This window comes from Bradyrhizobium sp. WCU1, from assembly GCF_053474805.1.
Window position 1 is genome coordinate 705111 of the sequence record NZ_CM130280.1, and the last position, 19323, is coordinate 724433.

Sequence of the window (19323 nt, forward strand, 5' to 3'; positions counted from 1 at the left end):
CGCCGCAGCATTGCGGCGCCGGTTCGGTTCAAAGCCTGACGCGAGAACACGAGCAAGATTCGTGCCCGCGCGCATCACGATTTGCTGGGAAGATGGCTCGGCGTGTACTGATCCTTGTCGTTCTTCTTGGTGAGATCGCAGCCGATCTCGCCGAGCCAGTACGGCTGGATCGTTCCGTAGTCCTTCTCGACGGTCACCTCGTGCTTGGGCCCGACCGAGATCAGGCGCATGCGGTGCGACGTATGCTGGCTCTTCGGATCGATGCAGACCTTGCCTTCGGGCGCATCGATGCAGGCATCGCCAGTCGCGATCACCTTGCGCATGTCCTCGAGCTTGGTCGACTTCGCCTTCTCGACCAGCGCCTTGTACATGTAGAGCGCGTTGTAGGCGTTGTAGCCCATGTCGTTGATGTAGAGTTCATCTGGGAACTTGGCGTGCCAGCGCTTCTTGAAGTCGTTGGCTTCGGGCGTGTCGATCTCCTCGAACCAGTTCGCGGTCGCATGCATGTTGTTGAGCGCCGGCGGCTTGAACCGCTTGTGCTCGAAGCCGAGCATGACCTTGATCGAGGAGCCCATCGGCAGATTGAGGTTGGCGGCGGCCGCCTGCTCGAAGAACGAATCCTGCGCGGCGCCGACATTGATCGTCAGCAACCAGTCCGGCTTCGCCTTCTGGATGTTCTGGATCGTCTGCGCAAACTGCGAGACACCGAGCGGGATGAACTCCTCGCCGACGACTTCGCCGCCAAGGTCCTTCATGATCTTGCGGTTCCACTCCGCCGAGATCTGGCCGAAATTGTAGTCTGCGGCGATCACGTAGACCTTCTTGCCGAACTTCTCGACCATCCAGGGGATCAGGGTCGAGAACTGCTGCTCCGGCACCGCCCCCATGCTGACCATGCTGGCGTCGCAGACACCGCCTTCATACTGGTTCGTATAGAAGTATGGCGTCGTGGTGCGATCGACGATCGGACGCAATGCCTCGCGCGAGGCCGAAGTGATGCCGCCGATCAGCACGTCGACCTTGTCGCGATTGAGCAGCCGCCTGCCGAACTCCTGGTAGCGGGCATTGTCACCTTGGGGATCAAGGTGGATCAGCTCGATCTGGCGGCCGAGAATGCCACCGCTCTTGTTGATCTCCTCGACCGCGAGCTGCGATCCGTGCAGCTTCGGCATGCCCATGAAGGCGAGGTCGCCGGAGACGTCCTCAAGCAAGCCGACCTTCAGCGGCGGCTCCGCCGCCTGCGTGCTGCCTGTTGCCGCGATTCCAAGCATTGCGCCAAGCAAAGCCATTCCAACTATTCGCCCCGAATTCATAGCGATGTTCCCTGTCGTTGAATGATTGTTGGAAGTTCACGCCTTGAGGTAGTTCTTCAGGATCGACGCCCCCATCGTGTATTTGGGGTCGACCATGTTGCCGAGCCGCATGCGGCCGGCCTGGCTGAGCAGCATGTAGGCGTCGATCTCATCGAAGCCGTAGTCGGCGCTCATCCACCGCACCAGTTCGCGGTAGGCGATCCGCGCCGCGTCTTCGAGCGGGCGGGCGCTGCCGATCGTCATGATGAAGTCGCGCGTCTCGAGCCGCGGCCAGGCAAAGCTCCAGTTCTTGATCAGGTCGATCTGCAGCGTCACGGTCGCACGCTGTTCGAGTGCGACGCCCGACAGTTCGCCATCGCCCTGCGTGGCGTGGCAATCGCCGACATAGAGCAACCCGCCTTCGGCATGCACCGGAAGATAGATGATCGCGCCCGGCGCGACGTCGGGCAGGTCCATGTTGCCGCCGTGATAATCGGGCTGCAGCGAGGAGATCGCCTCGATCTCGGGTGACACGCCGATCGTGCCGATGAAGGGCTCGTAGGGCAGCGTGATCTTGTCGTTCCAGCGCACGCCGTTGCGGTCGACATGCAGCTTCTTGACCCGCTCCGGCAGCGGCGGATTGAGCAGCGCGGTCGATGCGGTCCCGACCAGACCACCGAACTCCGGGATGATGCAGGTGGTGCCGGCCGGTTGCGCGCCGCGGGTCTCGACGTCGCGGATATAGACGGCGAGACAGTCGCCCTTCCTGGCGCCCTTGACCGCGATCGGCCCGCATTGCGGATTGAGGTACGGGAAGTTCAGCTTGGCCGTCGGGCTATCGCTTTCGCTGGTCAGCACGCCGCCGAAGGCATCCTCGGTCTCGACGACCACCACCCCGCCCGGATCAATCGACAGCGTCGGCTTGGCATAGGGTCCGTAGACGTAGTGGAAGCTGCCCTGCTGCTCGATCGTCAAACTATGGGTCGTGCCGGTCGCGCCGTTGGCGACGGCCCGCCTTGCCATGATGGAACTTCTCAACCAGTCTTCGGTCATGCGGACGGCTCCTTGGGCTCAGATCGCGGGATGGCGCTTGTGCCAGTCGGTGACGCGCTGGAAGGCATCGCCCGCGCGAACGAGGCTCGCTTCGTCGAAATGACGGCCGACGAACTGGAAGGCCACCGGGCCGCCGTTCGGCGCGAAGCCACCGGGAAGCGTCACGGTCGGGCTGCCGGTCATGTCGAACGGACAGGTGAAGCGCAGCAGCCCGGTGATCAGCGACGGGTCCTCGCCGAGCGCCGCCATCTTGGCCAATGTCGGCGCGGCGAATGCCTGGGCCGGAACGGCAATCAGATCGACCGTCTCGAACAGCAGCCGCACGGCGCCACGAAACGCTTCGCGCCGCAGCACGATCTTCTGATAGTCCATGCCGGATTGCGCCCGGCCGAGATCGAGCAGGCCGGCAAGCGCCGGACCGTATTCGTCCTTGCGCGCGGGATAGGTTGCTTCGTGCGCAACGGCCACCTCGATGCCGCACAGCGGGAACCAATCCTCGATCACGGCTTTCGGATCGGGGAACGTGATCTCCTTGATCTTCGCGCCGAGGTCGGCCGCGACGCGCAGGCCTTCGCTGAGCACCTTGCCGGCAGCCTCATCGGTACCCTCGCTGGTCCAGCGCCGATCGACGCCGATTGCGACCCCACGCAGATCTCCGGTCAGGCCCGCGAGATAATCGGGCACCGGCAGCGGCACGGAGGTGGTGTCCTTGGGATCCTGCCCCGCGATCACGGCCAGCATCGCGCCGCAATCGGCGGCGTTGCGCGCCATCGGACCGATATGGTCCAGCGTCGCCGCGAGTTCGAAGGCGCCGTAACGGCTGACGCGTCCCCAGGTCGGCTTCAACCCAGTGATGCCGTTGGCGGCTGACGGAAAGCGGATCGAGCCGCCGGTATCGGTTCCGAGCGAACCGAAGCAAAGCCCCGCCGCGGTGGCGACGCCCGAACCGCTCGACGACGCACCGGACCACAAATCTGCATTCCACGGGTTCTTCGGCGGATCGATCTTCGGGTGATGGTCGGCATAGGCCCCCTCGGTCTGCTGCAACTTGCCGAGAATGATGGCGCTGGCCTCCTTCAGCCGCGCGACGACCGTGGCGTCCTCGGTGGGGCGAAAGTCGCGATGGATGGTCATGCCATGCGCAGCCGGCGCACCCTTGGCCCAGCACAGATCCTTGACCGCGATCGGCACCCCGTGCAGCGGCCCCTTGATCCTGCCGTATGCGATGTCCTTCTCCGCTGTTGCGGCTTCGGCAAGCGCGGCGTCGCCCATCACATAAGCGTAGCTCTTGAGCTTGCCGTCGAGCTGCTCGATCCGCCCGAGCATCGCCTTGGTCACCTCGACCGGAGAGAGCTTCCTGGCCTGGATTTGCTGTCCGACCTCAATCAGTCCGAGATAGTGAAGATCCGTCGTCGGCATCGTTTCTCATTCCCCGCACTTGGCACCGCATTTGGCACGACGCAAGCCTTGCCCATCACCGCGCATGCGCCTTCGGCTTGGCGACACGGGCGTGTCGCCAATTTGTTCGGCGGCAAAAGCAAAAAGCCACCCGCCCCTCCAAAACGAAGGTGACGAATGGCCCAAATGCCGCGGCTATGATCTATCGCAAGGAACCGTGATCGAACGGAGCACTCTGCGCGGCGATCGGGACGTCATCGGCCAGATCGACGCACGCAAGGTTCGACAGGAAGCCCTGTAGGAGAAAATTCTAAGGAGGTGTGCAGCGCGTTGTCAACGAGGCTGGCTGCACAAATTTCGCAAGGTACATGCGCAGCAAATCGGCATGACCTCTTGCGCCGGCCTCTGCGAAGATGATTTCCTTCGCGCGTTGCACCGAAAGTCGTCGATGACCAAGCCGTCCATTCCCGTTGGCATTATCTGCTCGCAGCATGGCCCCTATCAGGCCATGGGCCGCGAGATCCTGAAGAGCGCCATGATGGCGGTCGACGAGATCAACGAGCAGGACGAATTCGACTTCTCGATCGCTGCGCACGTCCGCGACCCCCGCGGGATCATTTCGGAATACCATACGGTCTGCGACGACCTCATTCGCAATGTCGGGGTCGAGCACATCATCGGCTGCTACACGTCCGCCTCGCGCAAACAGGTGCTCCCGATCGTCGAGCGCACCGACCGCCTGCTCTGGTATCCGGCACGTTACGAGGGCTTCGAATGTTCCGACAACGTCATCTATGTCGGCGCCTCGCCCAACCACAACGTGCTGCCGCTGGTTCGCTACGTGCTCGACAATCTGTCGCGCGAGATATTCTGCGTCGGCTCCAACTATGTCTGGACCTGGGAAACCAATCGCGTCACCCGCGAGCTGGTGACGGCGGCGCGGGGACGGATTCTCGCGGAACGCCTGCTCGAGCTCGGCGAGAGCGCGGTCACGCACATCGTGGACGAGATCGTGCGCCGCCGGCCGCCGGTCGTGTTCAACACGCTGGTCGGCAGCTCGAGCTATGATTTCATCCGCGCCTTCCATGCCGCGACCCTTGCTGCGGGTCTCGACATTCCGATGCTGAGCTGCAGCCTGTGCGAGCCCGAGCTCAAGATCGCGGGTCCCGCATCGGCCGGCTGCATCACGTCGTCGGCCTATTTCGAGAGCATCCGCCTGCCGGAGAACCGGGCCTTCGTCGCGCGCTGGAAGGCGCGTCACGGCGACCACTCCAGCCCGTCGGTTGACGGCCAATCCGCCTATGTCGCGGTCTATCTGCTGGCCCGCGCGCTGCAGCGCGCCGGCACGTCCGACATCGGCGAGGTGCGGCGCGCTGCGGCCGGCCATCGCTACAATTCGCCGCAGGGTCCGGTCTGGATCGACGGCAGCAACAACCACTGCGTCCTGACGCCGCGGCTCGCCGTCTCCAACGCCGAAGGACAGTTCGACATCTTCTGGGAAGCCGAAGCTCCGGTCAGGCCGGATCCTTATCTGACGCAGCTCGACATCGCCGCCAGTCCCGCGCGGGATGGGACGTTGCCGAACGCGCCACATTTGCGGGTCGTGAAATGAGCAAACCGTCTTCATTTTCGCTGCGCGGACGCAAGGCGCTGGTCGCCATCAAGGACGAGCGCGACGCCACCATCGTCAGGCGCCAGTTCGAGCGGCTCGGGATCGACATTGTCACATGGGATGGCAACGCCAATGTCGACTGCCGGCCGGACGTCACGCTGATCGACGACGAATTCCTGCCGCTCACCTCGCCGGCGCAGCGTGCATCGCTCGGGCGCAGCCCGGTCATCGCCCTGCTCGGCACCGAGACGCCGAGCCGCCTGAAGCTGGTGCTCGACCTCGATCCGGCATCGTTCCTGGTCAAGCCGCTGCGCTCGGCCGGCATCTATGCCGCGCTCGTGCTGGCATTCGAACGAAGTGAGCGCAGCAACGAACTGAAGCAGCAGGTGCTCAAGCTCGAACAGCGCCTTCGATCGCGCCGCGTCGTGCTCGCCGCCGTGCTTCAGGTGATGCATACGCACGCGCTGGCCGAACCGGCCGCCTTCGCGCTGATCCGGCGAGCCGCCATGGAGCAGCGCAAGACCATCGAGGAGCTCTCGGCCGAGATCACCGCAAAGGGCTCCCTGCCCCGCGCAACCGGCTAGTCGGTATCGCCGAAGCCCGGCCCAAGACCGGGCATGATGGGTCCGTGAAGCGATCGAACACGATTGCCCCGCCGCCGCAGCCGCGCGCTACAAAAATATCGAAAACAACCCCATGCAAAGGAGCCGGCGGCTGCCGGCGTCGACAGGGCTACTTGACACGTCGGGCAACTCAGATTTCTAATATTCAGAAATCATGCTTCCCCCCGTCCGCAAATGCCGGGCGAGGTGAAGCGCTGCCCGCTCCGCACCTTTCCGGATCATGTCCTAGTTCACGACCTGTCGGCGCTCCTCCGGCGTCAGCTTCTTCATCTGCTCCGCGCTCAGTTGACCGTCGCCGATCAACTGGAAGGCGCTATTCGGGTCATACTGGCTTTGCTTGTCGTTGCCGCGCCGCTTCTGATCATCGCTGCCGTCGCCGCCGCCATAGCCGAGCACTTCGACGATGATGACGGAGGGCTGCTCGTTGGTGCTTGGCGGCGGCACGGCGGCTTGCTTGGCAGCGGCTCCCGCCGTATTCGAGGCTTCGCTCAGGGCCCCCATGTTGGGTGCCTGGACCTGCGGCACGCCGATCACGCCCCCTTGCGCCTGAATGTTGGCAGCGTTGACGATATGTAGCGCAGCGATGTTGACGAAGCTCGACGCGCGAATGCCGGCCTCGCCCGCATCGACGGTACCGAGCGGCGCGATCAGATCGACCGTGCCGCGCGGCACCTCCGGGATCGGCTGCAGCGTCGCGATGCCGGCGCCGCTCGACGGCACCACCGGTGATATCGTGATATTGCCGTAGTTGTCGTAGGCGCGCTTGGGCGGCGTGTAGATCACCGTGGTCTTGGCGCCGCGGCCGGCATTGATGTCGCCCTCCGCCGACCAGATCACGATATTGCCGCCGAACGTCGTCATGATGCGCGACAGGCCCATCAGCACGCTGTTCTGCGAATAGATCTGGATGTTGCCCGCGCCCTGCGTGATGAGGCCGGCATCGGCGCCCGGCACCAGTCCCTCGGTCCCGATCGTGACGCCGCCGCCCGGCGTCAGGAACTGGATGTCGCCACCGAAATCGGTGTGAACAAAGCCGCTTTGAATCTTGTAGTTCGCCGCGCCCGGCGTGCCGGAGGCCGCGGTGAACATCGTGATGTCGCCACGATAGGCGGACGGGTTCGGGAACAGCGCCGCGATCGCCTCGCGTCCGCGCAGATAGGAGCCGGCGCGCGGGCCACCGGTCTGGTTGTATTCGCGCCCGCCCGCGGTCAGCTCGGCATAGTAGACCTGGCGCAGGAAGATGCGCTGCTGCGCGTCCGGCAGTGCAAGGAAGTAACCGAGCGCATCCGCCTTGGTCCCGCCATAGCCGAAACGTTCCGTGAGCCAGTCATAAAGCTCGTCGCCGTAGGTCTTCGCCACCTTGCCGTGCTGGTCAGCGAGTGGCCCCGCACCGGCCAGATTGCCCGGATCGAGATAAAGCTTGGCAAAGCCGGACCAGTCCACCTGTCCGGTGCCGATCTCGCCCGTGCCGACACCGGCCTGCATGACGACACCAGCGCCGAGCCGCTTGTCGCCGGCGGCGAGAGCCCCGATGCTTTCGACCGTCGCGGTCGATCCCTGATAGATGTTGCCGGCCGCCGTGATCTCGAGCGTGCCGGGGCCCGCAATCAGCCAGCCTGGCTTCGCGTTGGCGTCAAGCCCTGGCCAGCCTGCATAGATGATGCTGCCACCCGCCGCGATGGTCGAGACATCGTTTGCATCGTCGTGCAGGATCAAGCCCTTGGTATCGACAATGCTGCCGCCGGCCAGCATCCGCAGCGGCCCTGCTGCCTGATAGTAGAGACTGTCAAAGGCAATGTTGCCGACGTAGCGGCGCACCGTGATGGCCTGCCCGTATGTGATGCTCGTGATATCACCGTTCACGGCATAGATGCGTGACACATTACCCGGGTCCTGCACGGCCCGATCCTTCACCGTGTTTGCATCAAAGACGAAGGGGTGCCCGCCTCGGTCCCAGGAGTAGACGGCTCCGTTGGTGGCTCTATCGTTCACGGCGGTGTAGTCGCCCCAATAATTGGAGCCAGTTATTGACTGCCCCGTGCGGCTGCCGAGCAAACTTGCCCAGCCCGGCCAGAACGGTGTCGCGAGAGCCGACATCGATGTCGTCAACGGACCCATCACGAGTGTGTCGCCAAGGATGGATCCCTGCGCCAGCACCTCGAGCTCGCCGTTCTGTGACGGCAGCATCATCCCGCCGCCCGGATTGTAGATGTTGCCGTTCGCGGCGATCTGCCGGACGATCGAGGGGAAGAAGCGGGAGTCGCTGTAGGCATTGGCCGACGCGAGCGAGCCGCCAGCCGCGAACATGTTCACCGCGGTGTTCCCCGTCCACAGCGTGAACCAGCTCGCGCCCTCGCCGCTCGCGGAGCCGCTGCCGATGTCGGTCAAGCCGGTCATGCCGACGATGCCCGGATCGATAATCGCTCCCATCGCCAGGTCGCCGCGCGCACGAAGGTCGATCACGCTGTCGCCCAGTGCGAAATCGCCACCGACAAGCGTCGTCATCGAATACGCCGTCAACGGATTGATCGGTCGCGGATCCGACCCGCCATCGTTGCGAAAGTTTGTCGCGACCAGGCTGCCGAAATCGCCGGTCGCGATGTCGATCCGTCCACGCAGGTTCACGAACTGATTGCCGCCGGTACCGATATCGCCTGCCTTCACCGACAGCACGCCACCGCCTGTCTGCACCAGACTGCCATCGGCCATCACCCGGCCACTGCCGCCGACGGCGACGACGACGCCGCGACCTGCATCGCCGATCGTGCCACCCGCTTGCAGCGTGACATTGCCGCCGCCGAGCGTGCCGAGACCGGAGAATGCAGATAACCCCAACGACTGAATGCTGGGGTCGCGGATTTGATCGTACGTATAGCTGCCGAAATTGATCCCCCAGGCCGTCCGCTGGCCGATCTCGGAGCCGCCCTGGCGCCACAACCAGGAGCCGATCTGGGTCGATCCCGGCCTCAGCGTTCCCTTGACGTCGCCCTGCGTCACAAGCAGGAAATCGCCGCCGTGTTCGGGGTAGTACAACCGTTCCGGGCCAAGTGTCGGTTCATAGTTGGCGTTGTCGGAGCCAAGCAGGGTGCCGTCGGTCAATCTGCCTCGGGCGAGGTTGTAGGGATCATTCGCCGCCGTCCCGGTCTCCCTGACCGCGGTGCCGGACGTGTAGACGCCGAACGGGGATTGCTGGTCGTAATTGCCGCCGGCAAGAATTTCGAGATCACCGGTGCCGGTGCGCAGGACGCTGACGCCGACCGTCGTCGGCTTGTTGATCGTGACGTTGAACGGATCGTTCAACACAACATTGCCAGATCCGGCGAGCGCGCCGGCGGTCTGCAGCGATCGACTGTCGGCGCTCGCAAGATCGGCGCCGCCCACCAGCCGGAATGACCAGGATTGCGTGCCAGGTGCGAGCATCGGGGCGATCGCCCAGGCCTGGCGATCGCCGGGCCCGATCAGATTGACGTTCAACATGTTGGCCGGCAGCACCGTGCCCTTGGGAAGCGGCGTATCGGCAGCGAATGTGTACCCCCCGAATACATAAAGGCTAGCACCCGCCGGCAGCCTCAGCGGCTGGAGAACCAGACTGTTGAACGTATTGATGAAGGCCGGCCCGGTAAAATAAACGCCTTTTTCGAACACGGTGCCGGCCGGAAATTCCGTGTTGGTCAGCAACGTATCACCTGGATTGTAGGTCCTATCCGGCGTGATGATGTGCCCGCCATTCAGCTTCCTGGTCTGAACATTGGGTCCTCTGACGGTGTAGTCCTCCGCCAAGGTGACCGTGGCGGGCAGCGGATGTGCGGCACTCGGGCTCAGCTTGACCGTGCCGTCAGCGAGATTGAGCTCCATGTTGACTGTGGCACTGGTCGGTATGGTCGATCCACTGCCGATGACCACACCATCGGTCGTAACGGTGTAGGGGGACGTCAACGTGCCCGTGGCAATCACCGTCACCGCATCTGGCGAAGCGGGCGGTGGCGCGAAACCATCATTGATGCTGCCGTTGATCTTGAGATCGCTCGCGGCGCGCACCACGAGCACGCCCGGCTCGCCGGAGCCGCGCACCGCCGGATCGGCATTCGGCCCGTAGCGGTAACCGGAGAAATCCAGATCGCCCTTGGTCGACAGGCTGCCATCGGACGTGATGGCGACGCCCGGCCGCAGATGGAAGGCGGAACCATAGGCCGCGAGCCCGGAAAGGCGGTTCTGCAAGTCGCTGTTCTGAAGCGCGGCGTTGATGAACTGCGTGCTGTCGACATGCAGACTATCGAGATAGGCCTGATCGATGATGCTGCCGCCCGGAAGGTCGTAGGTGCGGAAACCGTTCAGCGCGATGCTGCTCGCACCGCGAATATTGAGCGGGCCGCGCGCGTCGATCGCGATATCGTTGGCGCCCGCACCATCGCCGCCGGCGCCGCCGCGGCGCGGCGCGCTGAGCTCCAACTTGCCGCGCGCGACGCCGTCCGGCGACGTCATGTCGATGGTCGCGCCCGCGGCCAGCGTCATGGTACCGTGCGTGGTGGTGAGTTCGACACGCGCCGTGTTGTTGGGTTCGATCGCCGCCCCGTAGCTGTCGGTCTGGAGCACGTTGCCATGGACATCGAGCACGGCATTCGACGCGAGACTGAGATCGCCACTCGCGGACAGGCGGATGGTGCCGGGCTTCGCCCCGCTGGCGTCGATCCTGCCGTTCACCGCGAGGCTGCCCTGATCGACCGAGACCGTGACATAGCGCGCCTTGACGCCATCACCGACGACGAGGCTGCCCTGGCGGAGATCAAAGCTGCGGGCGTAGAAGAAACCGGCATCGTTGAGTTTGGCGTTCAGCGCGGCGAACTCACCGAAATTCTGTGCCGCTACCGTGAACTGGCCGCTGTCAAAATCGCCCGTCGACGATCCCCTGAGCGCACCGGCGAACGAAACCTGCCCATGGGCGGCGTCGATGGCCTTGGCCGAGATCGAGCCCGCCGCGTTGTTCACGGCCGAGACATCGATCACCGAGCCCGCGTTCTGAATGATGTTGCCGTTGGTCGAGCTCAGGATGAGATCACCGCCCCAGCTGAACTTGGTGACGTCGAAGAAAGCGATGCCGCGACCGGAGAGGTCAATGGTCGCGTTGGCACCGAGCACGACATCGTGCGTCGCATTCAGCGTCAGCTTGCCGGAGGGTAAGGCGAAAGCGGTGTCGAGAAAGACGCTGTCGCCAGTGAAAGAGAGCGTGCCGCCGAGATCCGTCACGCCGTGCGTATCGGCGGAAGCCGCCCCTGCCGGCGCGATCAGACGCAAGGCAGCGCCCGCGCTGACATCGAGCTTGGACCCATTGCTCGCCGTGATCAGCGGGGTCGCGATGGTGAGCGTGCCGCCCTGCACCGCGCCGGTGCTGTCCTGGCTGAGCCCCACCGTCAGCGTGCCGTTGCTGTTCGAGATGACACGCTTCGCCGCCGTGAGCGTGACATCGGAGAAGCCTAGCGCCAGGCGGCCCAGCGTTGCGCCGTCGGTCGGCTTGCTCAAAGATGCGTCGAAGCCGAACAAGATTTCGTTGGCCGTGATGGCGAGATGCCCCGATCCGGTGCCGGGCCCGCCGGGCAGGACGGCGCCGGGCGCCTGGTTTCCGTATGGGCTCGCGACAGTGCCGCTGCCCGTGCGGATGCCGTTCCAGACCAGCGTGTCGGCGGTGATGCGGGCCGTGTCGCTCGCGGAGCCGAGGCCATAGATGGCCGGCGTATTGAGAACGAATTTGAGAGAATCGGACGAAGACCCGCCCTGGCGCGTGGTGTCGAGGTCGACGCTTCCGATCAGATTGAAGGAGCCACTTGCCGTGATGATGAGTTGCTCGAGCGCGGGCGTGCCCGCAGTCGTAGAGGGCCGCAGCAGCTTGTCGAGCACGCCTTGGGTGAGATTCCAGCCCGTTGGCAGTTGGCCCGCCGCCTGCGCCGCGGCGAGCGCGGCCTCGGTGCCGACATTGACCTGCTCCTGGGTGACGTTGAGGTAACGCGCGCCGAAATTGACGTCGCCCATGGTGAGCCCGCCCGGCGCGGCGAGTACCACACTGCCGTTGGTGAGGAGCGAGGCACCGCTGGCGATGCTGATCTTGCCGGGTCCGACGGCATCCAGGAATTGGAACCAGCCATTGGCGACCGCGAGCACGGCCGGACTGTTTGCGGGATCTGCGGACGAATAAGGACCGATGTTCGAATAGACGTAGCCGAGCGTCGAATCCACGATCCCATTGCCCAGTCCACGCGTATCGATCGTCGCGCCGCCCGACATGCCGATGGTTTTGGCGACCAGGAAAACCTGGCCGGCACGGATGGTGGCGCCGTCGAGCAGATTGACGGCCGCGGTTCCCCCTGCGTCAAAATAGATCTTGGCGCCGGTTCCCGGATTGTCCTCCTTGTAGAATGTACTCGTGCCGCCCAACAGCAGCGTCGGTGCCTTGAAGGCATTGACGTCGTCGCTCGATACGGACGTATGTCCGGCAATCGGCGCAGCCCCTGACGCCGTGATGTCGAGCACGGCAGGACCCGACGAGCCGAGCAACGGCCTGACGATCAATGCACCGTCAATGCCGCCGTTGGCGCCCTCGAACGACGCGGTGCCGGCGAAGGACAGCGATTTGCTACCATCAAGCGGCGTGCGAAGACCGATTTCGAGTACCTTGCCATCGTCCGGCAGGCGGGGCCGGAAGCCACCGAACTTGGCTGCCTGCGCACGTGCGAAATCGGCATAGCTGGTCTCGTTGTACTGCGAATAAGACCGCATAGTCTGGCCAGCGGTGAGGATCACCCGCGTCGGCAACGTGTCCAGGATTGCCGTATTGGCAACTCCGAGATAGCCCGACGTGACGACGGAGCCGTTGCCTGCCGCCGCCGAGGCCATCATGGTTGTTCCGGTCGCGCCAAGCTCGACGCGATAACCGCCCGGCAGCAGCGCATAGCTCGAGGGCAGCAGCGTGTAGGTGCCCGCAGGCAACCCCGGCACGCCCGTGGACAGCGTGATCTGCTGGCCGATCGCAGGATCGCCTGCGCCATTGCTCGCGATCGCCGGAGCATAGTTCGCCGCGTAACCAGGCAGGATGGCGTAGACCTTGTTGCCGGTCGCACTGTAATTGTTGATCGGGTTGGCGTTGACGAGTACCGTCTTCAGCACATCGACCGAGCCACCCCGGCCGGAGATGAAACCCGCGCCGGTCAGCGTGCCGCCGCCGGTCAGATCGATCACGGCTCCGGCCTCACCCACGAACGATGTGGCACCGATCGAAACGCCGCTCGCGATCTTTGTATTGCCCGAAGTATCGACAATCGAGGCGCTCGCCAGATTGAGCAAGGTGCCGTCCGCACCTTGATAGGTGATGCCGTCCGAAGTCCCGCCGAACGGCATGATCAGGCCGGCAGCGCTCGCGGAAGTGATGCTGCCGCTGCGGAACGTGACGTGTGGATCGGGTAAACCATTGGCATACGCTTGAACGTAATTGTCGAACCAGATGCGCCCCAGCGGCGCGCGAACGACTCCACCCTGGTCGATGTTCGAGGCAATGAAGACCAGTTCGCCAAAGACCGAAGCCGGCACCGTCGGCGTCGCGTCGTCATTACGGCGGATGACGAGACGGGCATACGGATCGTAGCCGGTAGCCACCCCGTCCGGACGAAGCCCAACAATGATGGTCGCGACTGCGCCGCTCAAGGGATAGATCTGGTCCGCGGTCAGCGCGAGGTTCTCGACATCGAGACCGCCATTACCGAACCGGATGTCGCCCGTGCTCTGCAAGGTGACCTGGTGAAAGCCGCGCGCATCGACGGGGAGATTGACGGGACGTCCAAAATTCACGTCTCCGCTGCCTTGACTGCCGGTGGCTCCGAACTGGACCTTGCCATAGACGTCGATCAGATCGCCGGAGATCGTGAAACTGCCGCCGTCCGACGGATTGCGGACGTGAAGATCGTTGATCCCCGGGGAATAACCCACTTGCGCTTGCGCCTTTGCCGCGTCGTAGACGCCACCGAGGCGAACATAGGATGCGGACAGGCGTATTGTGCTGTTTGGTGTATCGGGCGCGGCGGCAATGACGCCGCTGGACAGGTGCAGGCTGCGCGACAGGCTGAGATCAATATTGCCGTCAAAGATGAGAAGATCGCGCGTGTAGAGCGAAAGCGATCCAAAGCCGCCCTTCTGGATCTGGTCGACGCCGATGACCGCCCGTCCGAATTGCATGGCCGGATCGGCCTCGCCGGGCAGCAGATCGGCGCTCAGGCCACTGCCTGGGGCGCTCTGCACCAGCCTGATATCGCGCGACCGCTGGAAAGCCGCGGGCAGATCGCCTACGGCATAGGGCGCGTTCGCGTTGGGCTGCCCCGTTGCATAGCCGCGACTCGACATGGTCAGGTTCAGCGTCCCGCCGGAGGCGCCGCTGCCACCGGCCGCTGCGCGCATGGTGCCGTCCAGCGCCATGCCGAAACTTGAGTACAGCGAGATGGTCCCGCCGTCGCTCGCAGCAAATGTCGGGATATAGGTCCTGCCGTTCTGGACCTGGACCACCGCAGAGGTACCCGACGCATCGATCAACGCGCCCGGCCGAACGATCACGAAGGCATCACTGACCACGGGATAACCGTCGGAGTTGAGCCCTCCAGTGCCGCCGATGCTGATCGTTCCACCATCCGGCACCGCTGCGTAGGAAACCCCGCGCTCGTCGCGCCCCACCGCATCGCGGGCCGAGACATCCAGCACCGCGTCGTCGCCGATCCAGATCGAGCGCGTCAGGCCGAACTCGCCGTAACCCATATTGTACCTGGTGTCGCCGGTGGCGTCCTGCAGGCTCGTGATCAGGATATTGCCGGCGGGCGCCTTGATCGTGCCGTCGATCACCGTCTGACGATTGGCGTAGATCGAAACCGAACGCCCCGGATCGACGTTGATCGATGCGCCCTTCGCCAGCGTGAAATCATGCAGGCTCCAGAATGTCAGATCGGCACCGGCACGCTGCGTGGCGCCATGCGTGAACGAGTTGATTGTAAATTTGGGTGGCGTCCACAGTTCCGCGGCATCCGTGACGAGGCTGCCGCTCGGCGCGGTGTAGCTGCCCTGGGTGAAGCGATAGACCGGCACCTCGGCGTCCACGCGCGTGCCTTCGCCGATCTGAATGCCGGTGTTGCTGCTGATGTTGTAGGCCGTGAAGCCGGACTGGAAGATCGCGGGATCAAGCACCAGCGCATCGGCCACGGCCGCGCCGATCGCGATCTGCTGGCCCGCGTTCAGCGTCAGCGTTCCGCCGCCGGCAAAGCCATACGCGCGGATCGTGCCATCGAGGATGAGCGGATTGGTGAAGAATTGCGTCCAGGCGAGATGCGAATAGTCATTGGCGACCAGGCTGACATTGCCGCCCTTGCCGCCCTTGGTCTTGCCGGTCGCCAGGATGGCGGCGCCCGATGACACGTCGATCAGCGACCCGCGCGCAAGCGTGATGCCGCCCGTCGTCGAAACCGTGAAGTTGCCGCCATCCACATGCGCCTGCCCGGACACATCGGCTCCTGTCAGTCCGTTGCTCCACAACCCGCTGAGATCAACGGCGACGTTCTGGCCGATCGTGACCTGCGACTTGCCGTCCGCGTCGCGAAGCGCCCACCATTGCTCGTTCTGGTTCTGGCCGAACACAGCATGCATCAGATTGGTCAGCGCGATGCTGCCGCCATGCGCCGTGACGTTTGCGCCGAGTTCGACATGCGGCGCCGCGAAGATCACCTGTGCGCCGGGGGCGAGTTCGAGCGGCGCCTCGACGAGGATCTCCTTGCTGCTCGCAAAGTTGAGACCGCCCAGCTTGGCGGCGTTGAGCGTGTCCGAATTGAAGAATGCGGTCCCGATGCGATCGTCGGGCAAGACCGACGTGACGTTCAGCGCCTCCGATATCTCAGGCGTCCGCCCGAAGGCGACCCGCGCGGCGGATGCACCGGTGAGACCCAGCCCCGAATAGCCGCCGAGCGCGAGCTTGCCCTGGAGCGGGGCAACATTCTGAGACAGCTTGTAGCCGTCGGTGACGCCGTCCGGCCGAGCCGTCGTCTGGCGTGAGCCGGTGACGACATCGGCGACGATGTCAGCTTCGAAGACTGACGTCGGCGTCGACAGCACGAGAGAGCCGGCGTCGCGGCCGATGGTGTAGCCGTCTTCCCAGCGGGTCGTCACGCGGGCCTTGCCGAACGGGCTGGTCCAGACTTCGGTCAGATTCGGTGCAACCTTGCCGCCGAGCTTGTGCTCGCGAATGAAGCCGGCGCCGGGGCCGTAGAACTGCATGTCGGCGCGGGCCTGCCCGACGCTGTAGAGACGACCGTCCGAGCCAAGGAAATTGGTGGTCCTGATATAACCGCCCTGGTAGCTGACCGAACCGCCGGAGACGTCGAACACCGCCCCCTTCTGCGCCACGACTTCCTGCGCCGACAGCGTGACGGTGCCGCCAACCGCGGCCCATTCGCCGATCCGGTGGGCGGTATTGGCGAGATAACCGGAAACCTCGAGCAGGCCACCCGGCGTGTAATAGCGGTCGGTCGCATAGCCGCCGGTGCCCGCGGGCACCAGCACCAGGTCGCGGGCATCGATCCAGACATCCGCGTTCTTCAGATTGTCCCGATCACGATTGGCCGGCGAGTCGCGCAGTTCGTTGCCCTGTACGTTGATCAGGAGGTTGTTGGTCGACATCGGCAGCATCACGCCGCGTACACCCGAGACGTCGATGACGGACCCGCTTTCGGCGAAGACGCGGTGGCCGGCACTGACCGTTACCTGACCGCCCTGTGCCTGCGTGGTCGAGCCCTCCCTGAAATTGACGGTGCCGCCGCTGACGATCTCGATACGGCCCTGGTCGAGCCGGTCGGAAAGCTGTGAAAGATTGTCGAACTGGGCGTTGGCGACCGGAGCGTGGGCGAAGGCCTTGGAATCGGCGACCAGTTGGCTGCGTTGGCTGTCGAGCGCGGTCTCGCTGCTGTCGAGCTCCGGCAGGATCGTGGTCAGACTGCCGCTGCCGAGCGTGACGCTGCCCGCTGCGTCGGACGCGGCGTTCAACAGGTGGATGGTGCCACGGGTGTTGACCGAGCTGGTGGCGACCAGCACGCCATCCTGGGTGATGCTGCGGCCCGCGAGCGTGATGTCGCCTTGCTGGGCGAAGATCAGGCCGGTATTGCCGACCGCGGCGATCGCGTCGCGCACGATCGGCGAGATTTCGTTGCCGCGCGTGGTCGATCCCTGGTTGGCATCCGTGCTGTAACCCGGCCGCAGCAGAAAGTCGTTGCCGGCCGCGAGTTGCACCTGGCCGCGCGGCGCGGTGATCGAGCCGGCATTGCTGACCTCGGTCCCCATCAGCAGGACGAAGCCGCCGCCCTGCGTCACCGAGGACGGCGGGTTGGTCGAGATCAGCGCGCCGGCCTCGACCCTGACCGCACCGCGGGCATCGGTGAAGCTCGGCACGTATTGGCCGCTGGCCTGCTGCGAGTAGATGCCGTTTCTGAGGAACTGGGTGTCCGTTATGTTGGCGGTCGAGGCGATCAGCGCGCCGACATTCACCTGGCTCGCACCGCCGAAGATGATGCCGTTCTGGTTGATCACATAGACCGCGCCGTCGGCCTTGATATTGCCGAGGATCTGGCTCGGCGCCGTGCTGCCGACCACGCGGTTGAGCGCCACCCAGTTCGCATTGCCCTGCTGGTCGAAGGTCAGCGTGGTGCGCGCGCCGACGTTGAACGAATTCCAGTTGAGGATTGCCTGCGGCCTGGTCTGCGCGATGCCGACCTGGGTCTGGCCGGCGGCGTCGACCGCCTGGGTCGGCGCATTGGCGCCCTGCCAGCCCGGCGCCGCCTGCAGGCCGCCGGGCGCGAGGCCATTGGGCACCGCGACCTGCGGCAGCGTCACCGAACGCTGCGAGGTCTGGGCCGCGCTGCGCGCAGCGTTCTGCAAGCCCTGGATCGCCTGGATGGCGCGCGTGGCCCGCGCCATCGCATCCTGGCCTTGCTTGGCGGCCGCCGCCGCATCCTGCGCGGCCGACTGCGACGCCGCCATCGCCGCGGCGGAGGGCGACACCGTCCAGCTCGATCCGAACGGGCGTGCAACCACCGGTGCGCTGGCCAGAAGCGCCACGACACTGACGCTGCCGAACAATGTGGTGCGAACGGTCGCGCGGGACAGGGACCTGGAGGGGCGGGAAACCATGGGATCGCTTTCTTGCGCCGGGCGACAACAGCCGAACATTTCGCGTCTCGGCACCAGCACCGAGACCCTCGCGGCTGAGACGATCCCGAATGGCTCGACCCGCACGCCCCGGTCGGAATTTTTTTGCAGCCCTGCGCGCCTCTGCTCAGCTCAGCAGCACAATGCCGCCGGGAAGTGTTTTCGCCTTGACGCCAAAGGCCTGCTCGATCTGCACGAGAACCTCGTCGATCCGGTCGATATGGAAGCGGCCATTGATCAGATGGGCGTTCAGCTCGGCATTGACGATGAAGATCCGGCCCGATCGGTACCTGTTCACCTCTTCCACCACCTTGGGCAGCGGCGTGTACCGGAAGATCAGCAAACCCTCTTGCCAGGCCGCTTCGACGGCCGGATCGATCGTGACGGTGTCGCTCATGCGCCTGTCGTCATAGGCGATCTGTTGCCTTTCACGAACAATGCGGGCATTTCCCTGGTGCTCGACGCGGACCTCGCCTCCGAGACAGGTGACGCGGACCTCGGCCCCGAGATAGCGCACGTCGAACGAGGCCTGCGTTGCAACCGTTTGGCCACTCGACGCAATCACCGTCACCGGTCGCGACACCTGCGGGGTCGTCGCGATCGATGCCTGTCCGGTGATCAACTCGATCCGGCTACTGTCGCCATGGTCCGGGCGCAGCGCGATGCTGGTCCGCGTATCCAGGTTGATCGACACGCTGTCGTTCAGTGCAAGCTTGCGCTGCTCTCCGGCACCCGTCCGGTAGTCCGCCGCGAGCTCGGACCATGACGGCCAGAGCGCAAGCGGGGGACGCAGCGCCACTGCCCCCGCAGCCACGGCGGCGGTCGCAAGGCCGCCGCGAAGCACCCGCCGGCGGGTCATCACGCGCCTTGCTTCGCCATCGAGCAACACGCCAAGCGATGCAGGGTCATAGCGGAGGTTATGGCCGGCGCTACCGACCGTCTCCCAGAGCTTGCTCGCCTTCGCGAACGCAATGGCATGGGCTGCGCTCTGTCGGCGCCACAGCTGGAATGCGTCGGCGTCCTCGACCGTCGCGTCTCCGGACGTCAAGCGCCTGACCCAGGCATGTGCTTCCCGCTCCATCGCGCCGAGGCCCATCGTCGATTTACCGCCTTTGCTCGTCATGCAGACTTG

At 64.8% G+C, this 19323-nt stretch carries 7 protein-coding genes; 2 read left to right on the forward strand and 5 right to left on the reverse strand.

From position 1 onward, the window contains the following. Window positions 1–74 precede the first annotated feature (74 nt). The 3 genes from ACTUWL_RS03310 to ACTUWL_RS03320 are packed head-to-tail and all read right to left on the reverse strand — an operon-like array spanning window position 75 to window position 3764. Complete coding sequence (locus ACTUWL_RS03310; RefSeq protein WP_035653432.1) at window positions 75–1289, reverse strand: urea ABC transporter substrate-binding protein; 1215 nt, start codon at window positions 1287–1289, stop codon at window positions 75–77. A gap of 60 nt (window positions 1290–1349) precedes the next feature. Further along, window positions 1350–2345, reverse strand: coding sequence for an acetamidase/formamidase family protein (locus ACTUWL_RS03315; protein ID WP_021082185.1), 996 nt, complete (start codon window positions 2343–2345; stop codon window positions 1350–1352). An 18-nt stretch (window positions 2346–2363) separates the two neighbouring features. Continuing rightward, window positions 2364–3764, reverse strand: coding sequence for an amidase (locus ACTUWL_RS03320; protein WP_021082184.1), 1401 nt, complete (start codon window positions 3762–3764; stop codon window positions 2364–2366). Window positions 3765–4191: 427 nt separating this feature from the next. Between ACTUWL_RS03320 and ACTUWL_RS03325 the strand changes: the two genes are divergently transcribed. Then, the gene (locus tag ACTUWL_RS03325; protein WP_021082183.1) at window positions 4192–5355 is read left to right on the forward strand and encodes a transporter substrate-binding domain-containing protein; all 1164 of its coding nucleotides are present in this window, start codon (window positions 4192–4194) and stop codon (window positions 5353–5355) included. After that, window positions 5352–5939, forward strand: coding sequence for an ANTAR domain-containing response regulator (locus ACTUWL_RS03330; RefSeq protein WP_021082182.1), 588 nt, complete (start codon window positions 5352–5354; stop codon window positions 5937–5939). The genes ACTUWL_RS03325 and ACTUWL_RS03330 overlap by 4 nt, the downstream gene beginning before the upstream one ends. Before the next feature lie 264 nt (window positions 5940–6203). Here the strand turns inward: ACTUWL_RS03330 and ACTUWL_RS03335 are convergent, their stop codons facing one another. Then, window positions 6204–18173: a filamentous haemagglutinin family protein gene (locus tag ACTUWL_RS03335; protein WP_035653429.1), complete on the reverse strand. Its 11970-nt coding sequence runs from the start codon at window positions 18171–18173 to the stop codon at window positions 6204–6206. Window positions 18174–18318: 145 nt separating this feature from the next. Continuing rightward, entirely contained in the window at window positions 18319–19314 is a 996-nt protein-coding gene (locus tag ACTUWL_RS03340) for a FecR family protein (protein ID WP_035653500.1), read from the reverse strand. Window positions 19315–19323 lie beyond the last annotated feature (9 nt).

Bases quoted from the DNA above. Each gene is read 5' to 3' on its own strand.
- ACTUWL_RS03315 (WP_021082185.1), bottom strand. From the start codon at position 2,345: ATGACCGAAGACTGGTTGAGAAGTTCCATCATGGCAAGGCGGGCCGTC.
- ACTUWL_RS03325 (WP_021082183.1), top strand. From the start codon at position 4,192: ATGACCAAGCCGTCCATTCCCGTTGGCATTATCTGCTCGCAGCATGGC.
- ACTUWL_RS03320 (WP_021082184.1), bottom strand. From the start codon at position 3,764: ATGCCGACGACGGATCTTCACTATCTCGGACTGATTGAGGTCGGACAG.
- ACTUWL_RS03330 (WP_021082182.1), top strand. From the start codon at position 5,352: ATGAGCAAACCGTCTTCATTTTCGCTGCGCGGACGCAAGGCGCTGGTC.
- ACTUWL_RS03335 (WP_035653429.1), bottom strand. From the start codon at position 18,173: ATGGTTTCCCGCCCCTCCAGGTCCCTGTCCCGCGCGACCGTTCGCACC.
- ACTUWL_RS03310 (WP_035653432.1), bottom strand. From the start codon at position 1,289: ATGGCTTTGCTTGGCGCAATGCTTGGAATCGCGGCAACAGGCAGCACG.
- ACTUWL_RS03340 (WP_035653500.1), bottom strand. From the start codon at position 19,314: ATGACGAGCAAAGGCGGTAAATCGACGATGGGCCTCGGCGCGATGGAG.